The organism is Gemmatimonadaceae bacterium, assembly GCA_036496605.1.
In the GTDB taxonomy this organism is placed as follows: domain Bacteria; phylum Gemmatimonadota; class Gemmatimonadetes; order Gemmatimonadales; family Gemmatimonadaceae; genus AG2.
In genome coordinates this window covers 77,831-94,321 of sequence record DASXKV010000011.1, presented here as the reverse complement: position 1 = coordinate 94,321, position 16,491 = coordinate 77,831, and the positions used below count along the sequence as shown (strand labels likewise).

The following is a 16,491-nucleotide window of genomic DNA, read 5'->3' as shown; positions in this document are numbered from 1 at the left end:
GCCTGGGAGAGCCCCGGGCCGCCGCTGTCCGCGGTGTTCCTCGACGACCCCGCCGGACACCCGCGCCTGCGCCGGCGCATCGAGTTGACGGCGCGCGCTGCGAGCCCCGGCGCCAACGTGGTCGAGCGGGTGGAGGCGCGCGGAGAGTCCGCGCTCGAACGCGTGATGTCGCTCGTCTTCCTGGGCGACCTGGTGTCCGTCTACCTCGCTGCGCTCGACGGCACCGATCCCACGCCGATCGATGTGCTCGATCGCTTCAAGGCCTCGCTCGGCTGATTTCGTAATCTTCCCGCCGGTGACCACTGCCGGCGGGGTCAAGGGCGCGCCGATCCTGGAGCTCGAGGACGCTCCGCCGCTGCATCCCTTCCTGTCCGGGCTCGTGGATCCGCAGCCCGGCGATCGGGTGCTCGACCTGGGCTGCGGCGCCGGCGGCACGCTGAAGCAGATGGCGCTCGACTGCCCGGGCGACCTGCGCCTGATCGGGCTCGACATCAGCACCGAGACGCTCGTGGCCGCCCGCAGCGCGTTGCGGGACGCGAAGGTGTCGGATCGCGTGCAGCTCGTACAGGCCGATGCCAACGACCGGCTCGGGTTCGAGGACGGCGTGTTCCACAAGGTCGTCTGCCACAACGTGCTCGAGTGCCTGCCCAAGCCCGAGCTGGTGCTGCGCGAGGTCCACAGGATCATGCGACCCGGCGGCCGGCTCGTGCTCTCGCACACCGACTTCGACACGGTGGTGTTCAACAGCACGGTGCCGAGCCTCACGCGCGAGATCGTGCACCGCTACGCCGATCGCCAGCAGCCCTGGATGGCGGCGGCCGACGGGCTGATCGGCAGGCGGTTGCCCGGCCTCGTGAGCGCGGACTTCGAGCTGGTGGGCGTGCACCCGTTCGTGCTCACCGGCCTGAGCTACAAGCCCGGGAGCTACCCGTACGAGCAGGTGCGCCACATGGTGCGCACGCTCGCGGACGCGCTACCCGTCAGGGAGATCGAGCGCTGGCGCGCCGACCTCGAGCAGCTCGCTGAGCAGGGCGCGTTCTTCTACTCGGAGAACGTCTACGCGGTCGTCGCAAGACCACGATCAGGGCCTCGATAACCTTGACATAGTCGTGCTAAGGTTGGTCTCGGATCATGGATGGCCTGACGATCAACGAGGCGGCTGAGACCACTGGCTGGTCGCCCCGGATGCTGCGCTATCTGGAGCGCGTGGGGCTGATCCATCCACCTCGAACCGACTCGGGCTACCGCGTCTTCCGCGCGGACGAGCTGCAACGGCTGCGCACCCTGCGCGAGCTGCTCGACCGCTTCGACTGCGGTCTCTCCGATGTCGCCTTCTCCAAGCGCATGCGCGAGGACGAGGAGCTGCATCAGGCGCTCGAGACCTGGTTCGAGACCGCCCCGAGGCGCCCGGAGGGCGTCTCGAACGACAACTGGCTGAGCTGGGAGCAGGAGAAGCACCAGCGACTGCTCGGACTGGTTACCCCTTCACCAACGCCAATGGAGGCCGCATGACCACCACACCGACCACCACCGGCACCGACTTCAAGGTCGCCGACCTCTCGCTCGCCGCCTTCGGGCGCAAGGAGATCCAGCTCGCCGAGCACGAGATGCCCGGGCTGATGTCGTCTCGCGAGGAGTACGGCGCGGAGCAGCCGCTCAAGGGCGCCCGCATCACCGGCTCGCTCCACATGACGATCCAGACGGCCGTGCTGATCGAGACGCTGGTCGCGCTCGGCGCTGAGGTGCGCTGGGCGAGCTGCAACATCTTCTCGACCCAGGACCACGCGGCCGCCGCGGTCGTCGTCGGCCCCGAGTGCACGCCCGAGAACCCGCAGGGCATCCCGGTCTTCGCCTGGAAGGGCGAGACGCTCGAGGAGTACTGGTGGTGCACCGAGCAGGCGCTCGCGTGGCCCGACGGTGCAGGCCCGAACATGATCCTCGACGACGGTGGCGACGCCACCCTGCTCGTGCACAAGGGCGTGGAGTACGAGGCCGCCGGCGCGGTCCCCTCGCCCGACACGACCGACAACGAGGAGTTCAAGATCATCCTCGCCACGCTGCAGCGCTCGCTCGACGAGGACGCCCAGCGCTGGACGAACATCGCGGCCGACATCCGCGGCGTGACCGAGGAGACCACCACTGGCGTGAACCGGCTCTACCAGATGCAGGAGACCGGCCAGCTCCTGTTCCCGGCGATCAACGTCAACAACTCGGTCACGAAGTCCAAGTTCGACAACATCTACGGCTGCCGGCATTCCGTGATCGACGGCCTCAATCGCGCAACCGACGTCATGATCGCCGGTAAGCTTGCCGTGATCTGCGGCTATGGCGAGGTCGGCAAGGGCTGCGCGGAGGCGCTCCGCGGCCAGGGCGCGCGCGTCGTCATCACCGAGATCGATCCCATCTGTGCGTTACAAGCCTGCATGGCCGGTTATCAAGTTGTAACACTCGATGACGTCGTTTCCACGGCCGACATCTTCATCACCGCGACGGGCAACAAGGACATCATCACCGCGCGGCACATGGCGCGCATGAAGGACAAGGCGATCGTCGGCAATATCGGCCACTTCGACAACGAGATCGACATGGCCGGTTTGAAGAAGCTGAAGGGCATCGAGCGCATCAACATCAAGCCGCAGTACGACGAGTGGGCTTTTCCGGATGGTCACAGCGTGATGATCCTCGCGGAGGGGCGCCTGATGAACCTCGGGTGCGCGACGGGGCATCCAAGTTTCGTGATGTCGTCGAGCTTCACGAATCAGGTAATGGCCCAGATCGAAGTCTTCACCAACCCGGGGAAGTACGAGAAAAAAGTGTACGTTCTCCCGAAGCACCTCGACGAAAAGGTGGCGCGTCTGCACCTCGACAAACTCGGCGCCAGGCTCACGACCCTAACGAGTGAGCAATCGAGCTATATCGGCGTGCCGGTGCAGGGGCCGTACAAGCCGGAGCACTATCGGTATTAGTGGTTGGTGGCTGGTGGTGATTAGTGGTTGGTGGTTGGTGGTGGATTCGGATTGGTCGGCGCGCAGCGCCGACCAGTATCACTGACCAATCACCAACCGCCGACAAACCAACAACCAATTACGTCTTGAATCCCACCACCAGCGTCTCCAACCGCGACGCGTTGGTCGCCAGTTGCTGCGCCGTCGCCGCCACCTGTTCGGCGCTCGCAGCGGTCTCCTCGGCCGCGGCCGCGGCTTCCTGACTCGTCGACGCCTGCGTATCCGCCTGTTCGCCGGCTGCCGTTAGGCTCGCGATGAGCTTCGACACCGCCGTCGTATGCGACATCGCTGCCGCGCTCACCGACGACGCAACTTGATTCACGCCGGCAACGGCGTCGTCCACCGTATCGAGGGCAGCGACGGCGGCGCGCGACACCGATCCGACGTCTCCGAGCTCGTGGATGCCTTGGGAGAATGCCTTTGCGGTCGCGCCAATCCGCTCGCGCATCGCGTTCACAATCGCATTCACCTCGTCGGCGGCGCGGCCACTCTCCTCGGCGAGCTTGCGGACCTCCTCGGCGACGACGGCGAAGCCGCGCCCATGGTCGCCCGCACGCGCCGCCTCGATCGCGGCGTTGAGCGCGAGCAGATTCGTCTGATCGGCGACGCCCTGAATCGCACTCGTGAAGCGCACGACTTCGGCGAAGGCGAGCTCCAAGCCGTTCACCTCACCCTTCGAGCCGTCGATGACGAGCTTCGCGCGATCGAGCACCTCGAGCGCTTGGAGAATCCCCGCGCGCGTGCGCAGCGACGTCGAGTGAATGGATTCGCCGAGCTCGCGTGAGCGCGTTGCGACGTCGTTCAGTGCATGCGCCGAATTGCCGACGTCGCCGAGCACGTTTTCCGACGTGACGATGTGCCGGCGCTGGGTCTCCGCGTCGCGGGCGACACCCGCCATCGCGCTGCTGATCTGTCCGGTCGACGAGGCTGCCTGCTCGGCGGCGGTATTGAGCGATTCTGCCGCACGGGTGATGTCCGCTGCTTCACGCTGAATGTTGTCGACGACCCGGCGCAGGCGATCTGCCATGCGCGTGAACGTCGTCGCGAGAACCAGATACTCGTCGTCGAGCCCCGACAATGGAACGGTGACGCGAAGATCGCCCTCGCCGAGGGAACTGGCGGCGGTCGTTAGGCGATCGAGCGGGAGCGCGATCGCTCGCCACGTCCAGAGGCCGAAGAGCCACGCCGCGAGAAATCCGAGCGCGAGTACCGCGATGAGGAGCGTTCGGCGCGCGATCATCGCCCGATGCACGCTCCGCAGTGATTCGGCGGCGCGCTCGTCCTGAACGCGGGTGAGATGGCGCGCCTGCGTGAAGAGGGAGTCGAGCATCGCCGTCGCGAGCATCGACTGCCGCGCCGCGTCATCCGACCTTCCGACCTCGTCATAGGCTCTGGCGACATTGAATCGCACCTCGAGTCGCCCTTGCATCGCGCCCAACTGCTCGAGGGCACGCCGATCCTCGAGATCGAGCGCGTCCGAGCGCAGCAGCGTACGCCGCAATGAATCGGCGAGGACGCTCAGGCTGTCGGCCTCGGCGACGCGAGTGGCATTTCCGTCGAGGATCATCGCCTGCGCGGTCGCGACATAGCGGAGCGTCGCGTCGTATCCCTCGAACAGAGTCGAGGAGACACGGTTCGTCGACGTCACCGTCGAACCCATGTCACGATAGAGGCGCTGAATTGCGTAAATACTCAACAGGCCGGATGCCAACAAAGCGCCAAATGTCGCCGAGAAGCCGACGAGGAGACGGCCGCGAATCGTGCGCAGTCGCCACTTTCCCATGGCCGATCCGAGCCGGACCATCGTGGACTGCCGCTGTTCCCAGATCGGGCGCATCGCGCGGTGGTTCATGGCTCGATGGCGCCGATCACAACTGGTTTTGCGACTGCGTCCCCGTGATCGTCGAAGCGAATGTCGCCGGTGACGCCGCGGAGCGGCGGCAAGGCGGTGCCGACGGATGCGATCCAGTCACGAATGCGATTTCGATCGGCGCCGACGGCGAGCTCCGCGCGACCGATGAGCATCGCCGCGTCATAGGCCAGGGCTGCCTGCGGCGTCGGCGGCACACCGAACCGGCGCGCGTACTCCGCGGCGAACTGTTTCGCGTCGCCGTCGGTCGGGCGGTTGGGATCGTAGAAGGCCGCGAAGCGAACGCCGCGAAATAGCGATCGGTCGTCGCTTTCTGTCAGTGGCGGCCGGCGCCGCTGCGTCCGCCCGCGCGTTACAGGAATGACCTTCGGTACGATCGTCTTCACGCCATCGAGGATGCTCGCGACGTCGTCCGAGCCAAGGATCGCGGGATGCGCTGACTCGTTATGCAGCGCACGAACGAGATCGGCGGCGTCGACACCGCCGCCGGCGAAGATCACGGCCTCGCTGCCGCTCCGCGCGATGCGGGCCGCATAGGCCTGGTACTCGGTTATCTCCGCGAGGTACGGATCTCGTTCCGTGATCGTGACGTTGCCGCGCGTCAACTCGGGCGCGATCGTCCGTGTGAAGCCGCGTCCGAATAAATCGTTGCGATACACGACCGCGACGCGCTGCACGTGGAGCGAGTCGACGGCGAAGCGCGCCAGCGCGCGCGCGGCGTCCTCGTCGGTGGGGCACACCCGGAAGATCCACCGATTGACGCGTGTCACCTGCGGATTCGTCGCTGTCGGCGTGACCGCGACGACCGCTCGGCGTCCGCCGTCGGCGGCGTCGGCATAGATCGGCGCCGCTTCCATTGTTTGCGCGCTCCCGGTGTGGCCGACAACGCCGATCACCGACGGGTCGTCGCGGAAACGTGCCGCGACCGCGACCTGAGTGGCTTGCAGCACGGGCGGCATGCGCATTCCGAACGGCGGTGAGCTGTGCGGACGCTCGGCGTTGAGCTTGTCGAGCGCGAGCTGCACGCCGCGAAAATACGCTGGGCTCGTGCGCGTTGCGGCGACGCCGATGTAGACGGTATCAGTCCCAGCGTTTGTGCTGGTACCCATACGAGAGCACGATGTGCTGCCGCCGCCGATGGCAGCCGCAATCGTAATCGTGGCGACGAGTTGGCCGACGGTCATGGCCCCCTGAGGACTGGCAGACTGACCGCGGAGCAACAGGTAGAGGGTAGAGGGTAGAGGGTAGAGGGTAGAGGGTGGATCGCAGAGAGTGGTCGTCGATACCCTCTGCCCGCTACGCTCTACTCTCTACCCTCTACCCTCTGCCCTCTGCCCTCTGCCCTTTGGCCCACTACGGCGTGACCTTCGTTGTCATCCCCATGTTTGCCGCCGTGAAGGCCCATTCGTCGGCTAGCTCTGCGATTCGTTTGTCGGTTGGCCGATAGCCGTGTGAACCCTGCGTCTCGACGCGAATCACGACCGGCTTCGCGCATCCCTGGGCCGCCTGCATCGCCGCCGCGAACTTGAACGAGTGGCTCGGCACGACGCGATCGTCGTGATCCGCGGTTGTAATCAATGTCGCCGGGTAACAGGTACCGGCCTTCACGTTATGCACGGGCGAATACTTTACCAAGTACTGAAATTGTGTCGAGTCGTCGGCCGAGCCGTACTCCGTTGCCCACGCACCACCGCCGGTGAACTTGTGATAGCGCAGCATGTCCATCACACCGACCGCAGGCAGCGCGACGGCGAACAGCTCCGGCCGTTGCTCCTCGACGGCGCCGACGAGGAGCCCGCCATTGGATCCACCCATGATCCCGAGCTTTGCCGGCGAGGAGTAGCCCTCCTTCACGAGATATTCGGCGGCGGCGATGAAGTCGTCGAAAACATTCTGCTTCCGCTCGAACATCCCTGCCTTGTGCCAGGCCTCGCCGTATTCGCTTCCGCCACGCATGCTGGCGGTGGCCCAGATACCGCCTTGCTCGAGCCACGCGAGAACATCTGGTCGGAAGCTCGGCGTCGTCGCGATATCGAAGCCACCGTAACCGTAGAGCATCGCCGGATTATTGCCGTCGAGCGCGAGTCCCTTTTTCATGGTCACGAACAGCGGCACGCGCGTCCCGTCCTTCGACGTCGAGAAGAGCGCGCGAGTCTCATACTGACTCGCGTCGAAGCTGAGCTTCGGCGCCTCGAAGGGCGTGCTTTTCTTCGTCGCCGGATCGTAGCGGAACACCGTGGAGGGATAGAGCGGCGAGGTGAAGCCGTAGAAGATCTCCGGGGTGTCCTCTCGAGTTGAGAGACCTTGCAACGAGCCGATGGCTGGGAGCGTCAGATCGCCGATCGGTTTGCCGTCGAGATCATAGAGCTGAACGTGCGCCTTGACGTCCTCCAGGAAATTGAGGGCGATGCCGCCCTTGTACATCGCGATCTGCTCGATCGCGTTCATCTGCTCCGGCACCACCGTGCGCCACGATTCTGGTGCGGCGATGTCGAACGCGACGACCTTACTCCGCTCCGCGTCGCGATCGGTCTGCAAGTAGATTGTCGAGCCGACGTTGCCGATCGGCGAGTACTGCGCGTCGCCCTTGTCGAAGAGCGGCCGAATCGGGGCGTCGACCCTGGGCTGCTTCGGATCGCCGAGATCGGCGACGTAGAGTCGATTCTGCGGCTCCGTTCCGCGATTCACAAATACGAACAGGTAGCGACCATCCTCGCTCACGCCGCCGCCGACAAACCAGTCCGGATGGTCGGGTCGCTCGTAGATCAACTCGTCCTGTGACTGCGTCGTGCCGATACGGTGGTAGTACATCTTCTCATCGCGGATCGCGTTCTGCAGCTGTTTTCCCGCGTCGGGCTGCGGAAAGCGCGAGTAGTAGAAGCCGTTTCCGTCTTTCGTCCAGCTCATCCCACCGCCCTTGAGCCAGCGCACGGTATCCGCGAGCTGCTTGCCCGTCTCGAGCTCTCGCACCAGCAGCGTCCGCCAATCCGCGCCACCTTCGGAGATGCCGTACGCGAGGTACTTCCCGTCGGGCGACGGAGCAAAGCCGGCGAGCGCGATGGAGCCATCGGCGGAAAGCGTGTTCGGATCCATGACCAGCGTTGGCGTTCCGCCTAACGATGTACGGCTATAGAAGACACTCTGCCGCTGGAGGCCCGTGTTGCGGGCGTAGTACAGCCGCCCGCCGACGCGGAAGGGCAGCGAAACCTTGGGATAGTTCCACAACTCGGTAATTCGATTCTTGAAATGCGCGCGCATCCCGAGCTGCGAGAAGTATTGCTCAGTGACCGCGTTCTCCTGCTTCACCCAATTGGCGACATCGGGCGCGTTCAGGTCTTCCATCCATCGATACGGATCGACGACCTTGGTTCCAAAGAAATCGTTGACCGTATCGACCTTCCTGGTCTCAGGATACGCGATGCGCTGGCTCTGCTGGACCTGTGCGCTGGCACCTGACGCGGCCAGCGCGGCGAGAGCGGCAGCGACAATCGACCGCGCTCGATGAGATTGCGGCATTCGGCCTCCCTGTGTTCTCGTCCCCGAGTCTACGTGATAACGCGCGTGTCATCCAGCATGTGGTGACGGACCGGCCGCGTCTCCGCGTAAGGATTCTGTCCGCTCGCGCCACGGACGTTCCGACGCTAACATCCCGCGCCACTCCTCACGAGACTGACATGCTCAGCCGTCATTTGGTTCGAATTGGGATTTTGCTTGCGTTGCCATATACCGGCGCGGTCGCGCAGAGCAGCCCCGCAGCGGATCCGCTTCGCGACCTCGATGCATATACGGCGAAAGCAGTCGCCGACTGGAAAGTCCCAGGGCTCGCAATCGCCGTCGTGAAAGACGGCCGCATCGTGTTCGCCAAAGGCTACGGTGTCCGCGAGTTCGGCAAGCCAGCACCCGTCGACACGCAGACGCTCTTCGCCATCGGCTCGACCACGAAGGCCATGACGTCCGCCTCGATCGGTATGCTCGTCGACGAAGGGAAGCTCAAGTGGGATGACAAGGTCACGAAGATCCTGCCGGGTTTCCAGCTCGCCGATCCCTACGTCACGCGCGAGCTCACGGTGCGTGATCTCCTCACGCACCGCGCGGGTCTCGGGAACGCCGACGTACTGTGGTATCGTTCGGACAATTCCGCGGATGAGGTCATCCGCCGCGTGCGTTTCGCCGAGCCGGCGTATTCGCTGCGCTCGAGCTTCATCTACCAGAACATCATGTATGCCGTCGCAGGCCAGATCGTCGCGGCCGAGAGCGGTATGCCCTGGGAGCGGTTCGTCCGCACGCGCATCTTCGCGCCGATCGGAATGCCTAACGCGGTTCCACTCGGCGATTCGCTGCGCGGCCGCAGCAATGTCGCGTCGCCACACTATCTTTTTGGCGACACCATCCGCGTCGTCGGCAACGCCAGCGTCGACGCGGTCGCGTCCGCGGGCGCAGTGTGGGCGAGCGTCGCTGACATGGCGCGTTGGATGCGCTTCGCCCTCGACAGCGGCCGGGTCGACGGGACGCGACTGCTCAAGCCCGAGACGTACGCCGAGTGGCTCAAGCCGGAGACCATGGTCACTCCCGAAGAGTTCTATCCCACCGCGCGCCTAACGAAACCCCACTGGACGACTTACGCCTTTGGCTGGTTCCAGGAGGATTACTCCGGCAGAATGGTCGATTTCCATACCGGTAGCATCGACGGCATGGTCGCGATCATCGGCCTGATTCCCGATGAGAAGTTGGGCGTCTACGTGCTTGCGAACATGGACCACGCCGAGGTGCGGCACGCGCTCATGTATCGCGTCTTCGATACGTGTCTCGGCAATCCACCGCGCGATTGGAGCGGCGATCTGCTGAAGCTCTACGGCGGTATACGTGCCGCCGGTGACTCGGCACGTCGTCGCGCCGAAGCACGCCGCATTCCGAATACACGTGCCTCGCTCTCACTCGATCAATACTCCGGCACGTACTCCGATTCGCTCGTTGGCGATGTCGTGGTCTCATTCGAGAACGGCAAGCTGCGGCTTCGCTCGAGCTCGACGCACGCCGGCACGCTCGAGCACTGGGAGTACGACACGTTCCGGCTGCATTGGGACAACACCTGGGAGGGGTCGTCATTCGCAACGTTCACCATCGGTCGTGACGGAGTGCCGAGCCGGCTCGACCTCGAGGGGGACGTACTGCGCCGCGTCGAGCGCCAACGCGCGAGCGCACAACGCTGACAAATAATCCACGCGGCGGCGTGTTTGTCCGTGCCGCCGCTGGAGCGCGGGTCAACTCGTCCGCTGTCGCCTAACGCAACAGCGGACGACACGTGTTTGTCTGTGCGAGTTCGCGCGACTCGATCGTCATTGCGTAGAGCGCAGCGCGCGGAGCGTTGAGGGCAACGTCGTCCGCGCGCGGCGTAACGCTCGACGCTCTATGCGATGACGCATCCAATTCAAACAACCATCGATTTTCAGGACTCGGAGCCATTTCGATTCGAGTGCGCGCGCTGCGGCGCGCTGCACGACGGCATTCCGAGCTTCGGCTGGGATTTCCCCGCGCAATACCTCGCTGTCGCCGACGCGGAGCGGGAACGGCGCGTGGTGCTCTCCGACGACGCCTGCATCATCGACAACGAGTGGTTCTTCATTCGCGGCTGTCTCGAGATTCCCGTCCGCGGCTATCGGGAGCCGCTGACCTACGGCGTCTGGCTCTCGCTCAGCCGCGACAGCTTCGCACGGTATTTGGCGAGCGTCGACGACATCGATCGCCGGAATGGCGCGCAATACTTCGGGTGGCTCTGCACGGCGATTCCCGGCTACCCTGATACGCAACTTCTAAAGAGTGTCATTCACGTCCGATCCTGGCCGACGCGCCCCTTCGTTCAACTCGATCCAACCGACCACCCGCTCGCGCTCGAACAGCGCAATGGCGTGAACCCCTGGCGTGTCCAGCAGATCGTCGAGCGGATCACGCATCCTCGGCACCGCTAGGGCTGTGCCGCCGAGCCCGCCACGATCGTCAGTCTCGTGCCATGAGCACCGACGCGAGCGCCTCCGCGGGTCACAAACCCTTGCAATTCGACGTCGACAAGAGGATCACGCTGGAGTCGCCGCGTGCCGATACCGCGGCGACGTCGTGCAAGACCTGTTCACGTCCGATCATTAGCACGTACTATCAGGCGAACAACGCGATCATCTGCGACTCGTGCCGCGATGCACTCGATCGGCCGCGTGGAACGCGATTCACCCGCGGCTTGCACGCGACGGCTCTGGGAATGCTCGCGGCGATTGCTGGCTCGGTTCTCTATTCCGCCGTCGTGGCAATCACTGGCCGGGAGTTCGGGCTCGTCGCGATTGCAGTTGGATTCATGGTTGGCAAGGCGGTCCGGAAAGGATCGCGAGGTCGCGGCGGCTGGGCGTACCAGACGCTCGCCGTCGCTTTGACGTATCTGGCGATCGTCTCGACGTACATCCCGCTCATCGGCAAGGAGTTTCAGAAGAATGCATCTCACAACTCGGCGCATCCGCGTGAAAGCCTGCCGATGGCCGACACGATCACGATCTCGGCGCGCGCTCCGCACGTTGGCCGCATCTTCGATTCGAGCGCTTCTGCCAGGACCGCGGATACCGGCTTCAACATCATGCAATCTGGTTCTCCCGTTGGTACGGCGCCGGCGACGCCGCTCCGTCCCAGGCAGCTTGGAGCAGGCACGATGTTGTTAGGCATCGGCTCACTCGTGCTGCTCGCGGCCGAGATCCCGATCTTCGCCGGGTTCTCGAATCTCATTGGCTTGCTCATCATTGGCATCGCCGCATTCGGAGCCTGGCTGCTGAACCGCAGACTGGCGCTGACGGTGACGGGTCCCTACCGCATTGGCGGAGGAACATCGGGTGTAGGTGCTGTTGGCTGATCATCACCACCGAACCGAAGCGGGCGCCGTGGGGTATAGAAGACGATGCCGATTTCCGAGCTCATCGACCGACTCTTTCTACCGCTCTCGCTCGCAGTCGTGCTGATCCTCAGCACAGCTGCATATCTCGTCAGGCGGTCAATCAAGATCGACGCGTGGCCCCTCCGCAACGACGATGACGTTCGCGGCCAAGCCGCCGCACGTGCTGCGCTCGCTCGAGCACGCCGCATCCTCGGAATCACCGCTTGGCGCGCCGCGCTGCTCGTGTCACTGCTCTTTGCAGGCGTGGCGCTGCTCAACGACTTAGCGGCGATCAGGTGATGTGAGGGCGACTGGGGGCTAGGGCCGAGGGACCGGGGTTTATTCTCTAGTCGCTCGTTCCGAGCTCCTCCCGATTAGCACTCACCAATCAACCGCCGCCCACATGGGCTGTTTCTTGCCTCACATGTTTTGAAAAAAAGCGGGGAGAGCAGCACATGCGTTGGACGCCTGGCGGGGAAAGCTCGAATATCGAAGATCGGCGTGGCCAGGGTGGTGGCTTCATCCCGGGCGGACGCGCGGGAATGGGAATCGGCGGCGCAGTCGTGCTACTGGTGTTGAGCCTGATCTTCGGTCGCGATTTTGTGACGGGCAGCACATCGGCGAGCGGCGCCGGCGCGCCGGCAACGACGAATGGCGAAATCGCGAGCACGCCGGCGGAGGATCGGCTCGTACAGTTCGTGTCGTTCGTGCTCGACGACGTTCAGAACACGTGGCGATCGATTCTCGGCGACCGACACGTCCCGTATCAGGATGCAAAGCTCGTCCTCTTCCGTGACGCGACGCAATCGGGATGCGGAACGGCCGAGTCGACGATGGGGCCGTTTTACTGCGCCCTCGATCAGAAGGTGTACATCGACCTCGGCTTCTACGACGAGCTGCAGCGCCGCTTCGGCGCGCCGGGCGATTTCGCGGAAGCCTACGTGCTGGCGCACGAGCTAGGACATCACGTTCAGCACCTACTCGGCATCGACGCACAAGCGCGGCGCCTTCAGCATGAAAATCCTGGAACCGCGAACGCCATTTCGGTGCGTCTCGAATTGCAAGCGGACTGTTTCGCGGGCATCTGGGGGCATAGCACCGAGCAGCGTCGGCTTCTCCAGCAGGGCGACATCGAAGAAGGTCTCAACGCCGCGGCTGCTGTCGGCGACGATCGAATCCAGCGCGCCACGACGGGCCACGTCAACGCGGAGACGTTCACTCACGGCTCCGCGGCGCAACGAACCGCCTGGTTCAAACGCGGCCTTACGACGGGCCAGATCGAAGCGTGCGACACGTTCGGCGACCGCGGGCCCTGACGGCAGGTGGGTATTGGGTGCTGCTAGGGGCCAGGGGCTAGAATCCGCTCCCCTAACCCTAACACCTAACACCACATCCTTGTCGGGAACCACGAGCAGCGTAATACTGGTTCGTCATCGGCACCTGTTGGAGGCTGGGCATGGGCGCTCGACGCGCCATTGGATGTGCTGTCGCTGCGATTATCGTCTCACTTCCGACGACCGCGCGCACTCAAGTGACGAGGCTTCGTGGCCTCGTGTACGACAGCGTCGCCGCTCTCCCCCTCGCTGGCGCACATGTCGAGCTGGTCAATGCCGACGATCGCTCGCGCATCCTTTTCAGCACTACGTCTGACTCGTTAGGTCGGTTCGTGCTCGACAGCGTCGCAATCGGGAGATACATCGCGGGCTTCGTTCATCCGATGCTCGACTCGCTCGGACTCGGCGTGATGCAGCATCTCCTGACCGTCACCGATGGTAGCGAGTTACGCGTCGATCTTGCCGTTCCGTCACCGGGGCGGATCGAGCTCGCACTGTGCCGCGGCGACGAAGACCGGAATACGAACGGAGCGGTCATCGGCTATGTCTTGAACTCACACTCGCTCGTCGGCACCGAAAGCAGCATCGTGCTCGCCGAATGGAGCGAGATCATCCTTGGTAAGAATGGCGTTGGGCGCGACATTCTCTCGCGGCGCGCGACGACCGACGCCAGCGGATGGTTCGTCATCTGCGGCGTGCCCACGGCGTCTTCGGTCATCCTGCGTGCCATCAGGGGCGCGGACACCAGCGGCGCGATCGAGTTGGATATTCCAAAGTCTCGCATCGCGCGGCGTAATCTGTACATCGATCATTTGGTGCCGACCGACAGCACTGGCCCCGTCGGCAGCGCTCCCGACAGCGGCGCCCCGAAGCGGCGGACGAGTAGTCTCGCCGGCTGGGTGCGATCGGAGGATGGCGTACCGATTCCAGGTGCGCGCGTCAAGCTGTTCAACAGCGATGTCGTTGGTGTCACCAATGACGACGGGGCGTTCCAACTCGCGGGAGTCCCTGGCGGTACGCAAACTTTAAACACGCGCGCCATTGGCTTCGTGCCTGACGAGCGGGCCGTCGATCTCACCGACCGGCATGTTCCGGTAGTGATTGGTCTGCTGACGATCCGGCGGTTCCTCGACACCGTGCACGTTCGCGCCTCACGCCCGACACTGACGAGTGCCGTCGGCTTCGACGCCCGTATGCGGCTCGGCGCTGGGAAGTTTTTCACCGCAAACGACATCGATCGGATACATCCGCACGAGGTCACGGACATTCTACGGCGCGCACCCGGCGTCACCGTGTCGACAGACAACTCTCGTCGGGTGACGATCCGCATGCGCGGCGAAATGGAGAATTGCACGCCGGCGATCTTCCTCGACGGCAAGCAGCTGATCAACTGGGAATTGAGCGATCTCAATGCGCTGGTCGAGGCCGATCAGGTGGGTGCGATGGAGGTCTATACGCCTTCGATGACGCCGGCCGGATTCCGCACCAAGCAAGGCTGCGGCACGGTCCTGCTGTGGACCCGCGGCTCACGCCCCTAAGACCTCGCCGGTCGCCGCCAGCCGTAGTACGCCGGTATTCCCGCGAGCAGAATCAAGACACCGATCCCCGCCGAGCGTGGATTCTGAATCACCGTGTTGACCGCCAGCGCCCAGAACGCCGCGACGAAAACGATCGTCGTCCACGGGTGTCCGGGCATGCGGAATCCACCCGGCAAGCGCCGCTCGCGGCGGCGAAACACGAGCAGTGCCGCGCCCGTCAATCCGAAAAACACCGCGTCGAGCGCGACGACGTAATTGAGAATTTGCTCATATTTTCCCGAGAACGCGATCACCGCTGCCCAGACGCCCTGCACCGCGATCGCAACGACCGGCGCCCGCGAACGCGGGCTCACGTACGCGACCTGCCGGAAAAACACGCCGTCGCGCGCCATCGCGAAGTACGCGCGCGGCGCCGTCAGCATGCCCTGGCTCAGAAAGCCTACCGTCGACACGGCGATGCCCGCGGCAATCAATCGCGCGCCAACCGGGCCAAGGACACGCCGCATCACCTCCGATGCGGGCGTCGTCGTCGCTGCCAGGCCATCGGCGCCGAGCACGTGCAGACAGACGATATTCACCGCCAGGTACAGGACCACGACGCCCAGCACCCCGATGAGTAGTGCACGCGGGAGATCGCGGCGCGGCTCGCACATCTCGCCACTTACGAATGACGCGGTTTGCCAACCTCCATAGGCAAAGAGGACGGGCACCATCGCCGCCGCGAGAGCCGCAACCGGCACCGGTTGACCAGTCGGCAGTACGGACGCCTCGAGCCGGTGTGCGCTGCCGCCGACGACGACGAGCGCCGCGACCGCGAGAATCTTGAGCACCATGAGCGTGCTCTGAACATTGCTTCCCGCGCGGACGCCGAAGCAGTTGATCACGGTCAGCACGAGCAGGATCGCGATCGCCAGCACTCGTGTCGTTAGGCCGATGCCGGTCAGCTCCCGAAAATACGCGGCGAATGTCACAGCAACTGCCGCCATTCCGCCCGTTTGCGTCACGAGGAGCAGTGTCCATCCGTAGAGAAAAGCGACCATTGGATGGAACGCGTCTCGGATGTACGCATACTGTCCACCGACGTCCGGCTTCCGATCGGCCAATTCCGCGTAGACGAACGCGCCGGCGAGCGCGATCGCGCCACCGATGAGCCACGGCGTGAGGATCAATGCCGGCGTGTGAACGAGCCGCGCCACTACGGACGGATTGATGAAGATCCCCGCGCCAATGATCCCGCCCATCACGATCATCGTCGCGTCGAACATCCCCAGCCGCCGCGCGAGCGTGGTCGGTGCTTGGCCGGTCCCGGTCATCTCTGGGATCGCAGCCTCGTCCGTTGCTCCACGCTCGGCGCGCTGCGCACTACGCGTTTGCCGCCACCGGCTGAGCGAACACCACGACGTAGCCGCCCGGCTCGCGAACCACCACCTCGTCCATTCCATAGAAGGTCCGCCGCCGCGGAATCACGTGCTCGATCCCCGCGAGCGAGCTCTCAATATCGTCGATGTTCCCGACTTCGATAAATAGCCCCATCGCCGGCAAGCCACTCGCCGGGCTCTGGCCCATCGGTGGAATATCCTTCTCGACGCTTGCGCGCGACTGATACATGATCTCGACGGCGTCCTTCGCCAAAATCACAAACCCGAGCGAATTTCCGTCCGGCACCTCGACCGTCTTCGCAAAACCCAGGCGCTCGACCCAAAACGGCAAGCACGGTTCGATCGACTCGACCGTGAGCAGGGGAGTCAGCTTGTGCATCTCGCTCCGCTTCATACCGGTAGTCTCCTTGTGGAAGTGGTGCAGACAAACTGCATCGCGCCACTTCGCTCGTCTTGGA

Annotated in this window: 15 protein-coding genes; 10 read left to right on the top strand and 5 right to left on the bottom strand. The window is 64.4% G+C overall.

Features of this window, described 5'->3' with window-relative positions; all coding sequences use genetic code 11:
- The 4 genes from VGH98_05145 to ahcY form a co-directional block, all read left to right on the top strand.
- Positions 1–276, top strand: a 276-nt coding sequence (locus VGH98_05145) for an SIS domain-containing protein (GenBank protein HEY2375341.1), incomplete at its 5' end; no start/stop codon positions are given.
- A 19-nt stretch (positions 277–295) separates the two neighbouring features.
- Positions 296–1,096, top strand: a complete 801-nt coding sequence (locus VGH98_05140) for a methyltransferase domain-containing protein (protein HEY2375340.1) — start codon at positions 296–298, stop codon at positions 1,094–1,096.
- Between the two features lie 35 nt (positions 1,097–1,131).
- Positions 1,132–1,512, top strand: coding sequence for a MerR family transcriptional regulator (locus tag VGH98_05135; GenBank protein ID HEY2375339.1), 381 nt, complete (start codon positions 1,132–1,134; stop codon positions 1,510–1,512).
- On the top strand, positions 1,509–2,966 hold the full coding sequence (gene ahcY / locus VGH98_05130; protein HEY2375338.1) for an adenosylhomocysteinase: 1,458 nt from the start codon (positions 1,509–1,511) through the stop codon (positions 2,964–2,966). The genes VGH98_05135 and ahcY overlap by 4 nt, the downstream gene beginning before the upstream one ends.
- A 118-nt stretch (positions 2,967–3,084) precedes the next feature.
- On the opposite strand, the gene VGH98_05125 is transcribed toward ahcY, so the two are convergent.
- From VGH98_05125 to VGH98_05115, 3 genes are all read right to left on the bottom strand, one after another.
- A complete protein-coding gene (locus VGH98_05125; GenBank protein HEY2375337.1) occupies positions 3,085–4,857 on the bottom strand; it encodes a methyl-accepting chemotaxis protein in 1,773 nt (590 codons plus the stop codon).
- Positions 4,854–6,059: a branched-chain amino acid ABC transporter substrate-binding protein gene (locus VGH98_05120; protein ID HEY2375336.1), complete on the bottom strand. Its 1,206-nt coding sequence runs from the start codon at positions 6,057–6,059 to the stop codon at positions 4,854–4,856. The genes VGH98_05125 and VGH98_05120 overlap by 4 nt, the downstream gene beginning before the upstream one ends.
- 169 nt (positions 6,060–6,228) lie before the next feature.
- Positions 6,229–8,391 (bottom strand): prolyl oligopeptidase family serine peptidase, encoded by a 2,163-nt coding sequence (locus VGH98_05115; protein HEY2375335.1) that lies wholly within the window; start codon positions 8,389–8,391, stop codon positions 6,229–6,231.
- Between the two features lie 158 nt (positions 8,392–8,549).
- Here VGH98_05115 and VGH98_05110 point away from each other — a divergent pair, with 158 nt between their 5' ends.
- The 6 genes from VGH98_05110 (at position 8,550) to VGH98_05085 (ending at position 14,654) form a co-directional block, all read left to right on the top strand.
- Positions 8,550–10,085, top strand: coding sequence for a serine hydrolase (locus VGH98_05110; GenBank protein HEY2375334.1), 1,536 nt, complete (start codon positions 8,550–8,552; stop codon positions 10,083–10,085).
- A 204-nt stretch (positions 10,086–10,289) separates the two neighbouring features.
- The gene (locus tag VGH98_05105; GenBank protein HEY2375333.1) at positions 10,290–10,841 is read left to right on the top strand and encodes a DUF2199 domain-containing protein; all 552 of its coding nucleotides are present in this window, start codon (positions 10,290–10,292) and stop codon (positions 10,839–10,841) included.
- Between the two features lie 41 nt (positions 10,842–10,882).
- The gene (locus tag VGH98_05100; protein HEY2375332.1) at positions 10,883–11,761 is read left to right on the top strand and encodes a hypothetical protein; all 879 of its coding nucleotides are present in this window, start codon (positions 10,883–10,885) and stop codon (positions 11,759–11,761) included.
- Positions 11,762–11,806: 45 nt separating this feature from the next.
- Positions 11,807–12,082, top strand: a complete 276-nt coding sequence (locus VGH98_05095; protein HEY2375331.1) for a hypothetical protein — start codon at positions 11,807–11,809, stop codon at positions 12,080–12,082.
- A 155-nt stretch (positions 12,083–12,237) separates the two neighbouring features.
- A complete protein-coding gene (locus VGH98_05090) occupies positions 12,238–13,098 on the top strand; it encodes a neutral zinc metallopeptidase (GenBank protein ID HEY2375330.1) in 861 nt (286 codons plus the stop codon).
- A gap of 140 nt (positions 13,099–13,238) precedes the next feature.
- Positions 13,239–14,654, top strand: coding sequence for a TonB-dependent receptor (locus tag VGH98_05085; protein HEY2375329.1), 1,416 nt, complete (start codon positions 13,239–13,241; stop codon positions 14,652–14,654).
- Here the strand turns inward: VGH98_05085 and VGH98_05080 are convergent.
- Both VGH98_05080 and VGH98_05075 read right to left on the bottom strand, forming a co-directional pair.
- Positions 14,651–15,967, bottom strand: a complete 1,317-nt coding sequence (locus VGH98_05080; GenBank protein HEY2375328.1) for an amino acid permease — start codon at positions 15,965–15,967, stop codon at positions 14,651–14,653. The two genes, VGH98_05085 and VGH98_05080, sit on opposite strands and share 4 nt — an antisense overlap.
- 49 nt (positions 15,968–16,016) lie before the next feature.
- Positions 16,017–16,427, bottom strand: coding sequence for a hypothetical protein (locus VGH98_05075; GenBank protein HEY2375327.1), 411 nt, complete (start codon positions 16,425–16,427; stop codon positions 16,017–16,019).
- Positions 16,428–16,491 lie beyond the last annotated feature (64 nt).

Excerpts from the sequence above, each read along its gene's own strand:
- VGH98_05135 (HEY2375339.1), top strand. The coding sequence starts at position 1,132 with ATGGATGGCCTGACGATCAACGAGGCGGCTGAGACCACTGGCTGGTCG.
- ahcY (HEY2375338.1), top strand. The coding sequence starts at position 1,509 with ATGACCACCACACCGACCACCACCGGCACCGACTTCAAGGTCGCCGAC.
- VGH98_05125 (HEY2375337.1), bottom strand. The coding sequence starts at position 4,857 with ATGAACCACCGCGCGATGCGCCCGATCTGGGAACAGCGGCAGTCCACG.
- VGH98_05120 (HEY2375336.1), bottom strand. The coding sequence starts at position 6,059 with ATGACCGTCGGCCAACTCGTCGCCACGATTACGATTGCGGCTGCCATC.
- VGH98_05115 (HEY2375335.1), bottom strand. The coding sequence starts at position 8,391 with ATGCCGCAATCTCATCGAGCGCGGTCGATTGTCGCTGCCGCTCTCGCC.
- VGH98_05110 (HEY2375334.1), top strand. The coding sequence starts at position 8,550 with ATGCTCAGCCGTCATTTGGTTCGAATTGGGATTTTGCTTGCGTTGCCA.
- VGH98_05105 (HEY2375333.1), top strand. The coding sequence starts at position 10,290 with ATGACGCATCCAATTCAAACAACCATCGATTTTCAGGACTCGGAGCCA.
- VGH98_05100 (HEY2375332.1), top strand. The coding sequence starts at position 10,883 with ATGAGCACCGACGCGAGCGCCTCCGCGGGTCACAAACCCTTGCAATTC.
- VGH98_05095 (HEY2375331.1), top strand. The coding sequence starts at position 11,807 with ATGCCGATTTCCGAGCTCATCGACCGACTCTTTCTACCGCTCTCGCTC.
- VGH98_05090 (HEY2375330.1), top strand. The coding sequence starts at position 12,238 with ATGCGTTGGACGCCTGGCGGGGAAAGCTCGAATATCGAAGATCGGCGT.
- VGH98_05085 (HEY2375329.1), top strand. The coding sequence starts at position 13,239 with ATGGGCGCTCGACGCGCCATTGGATGTGCTGTCGCTGCGATTATCGTC.
- VGH98_05080 (HEY2375328.1), bottom strand. The coding sequence starts at position 15,967 with ATGACCGGGACCGGCCAAGCACCGACCACGCTCGCGCGGCGGCTGGGG.
- VGH98_05075 (HEY2375327.1), bottom strand. The coding sequence starts at position 16,427 with ATGAAGCGGAGCGAGATGCACAAGCTGACTCCCCTGCTCACGGTCGAG.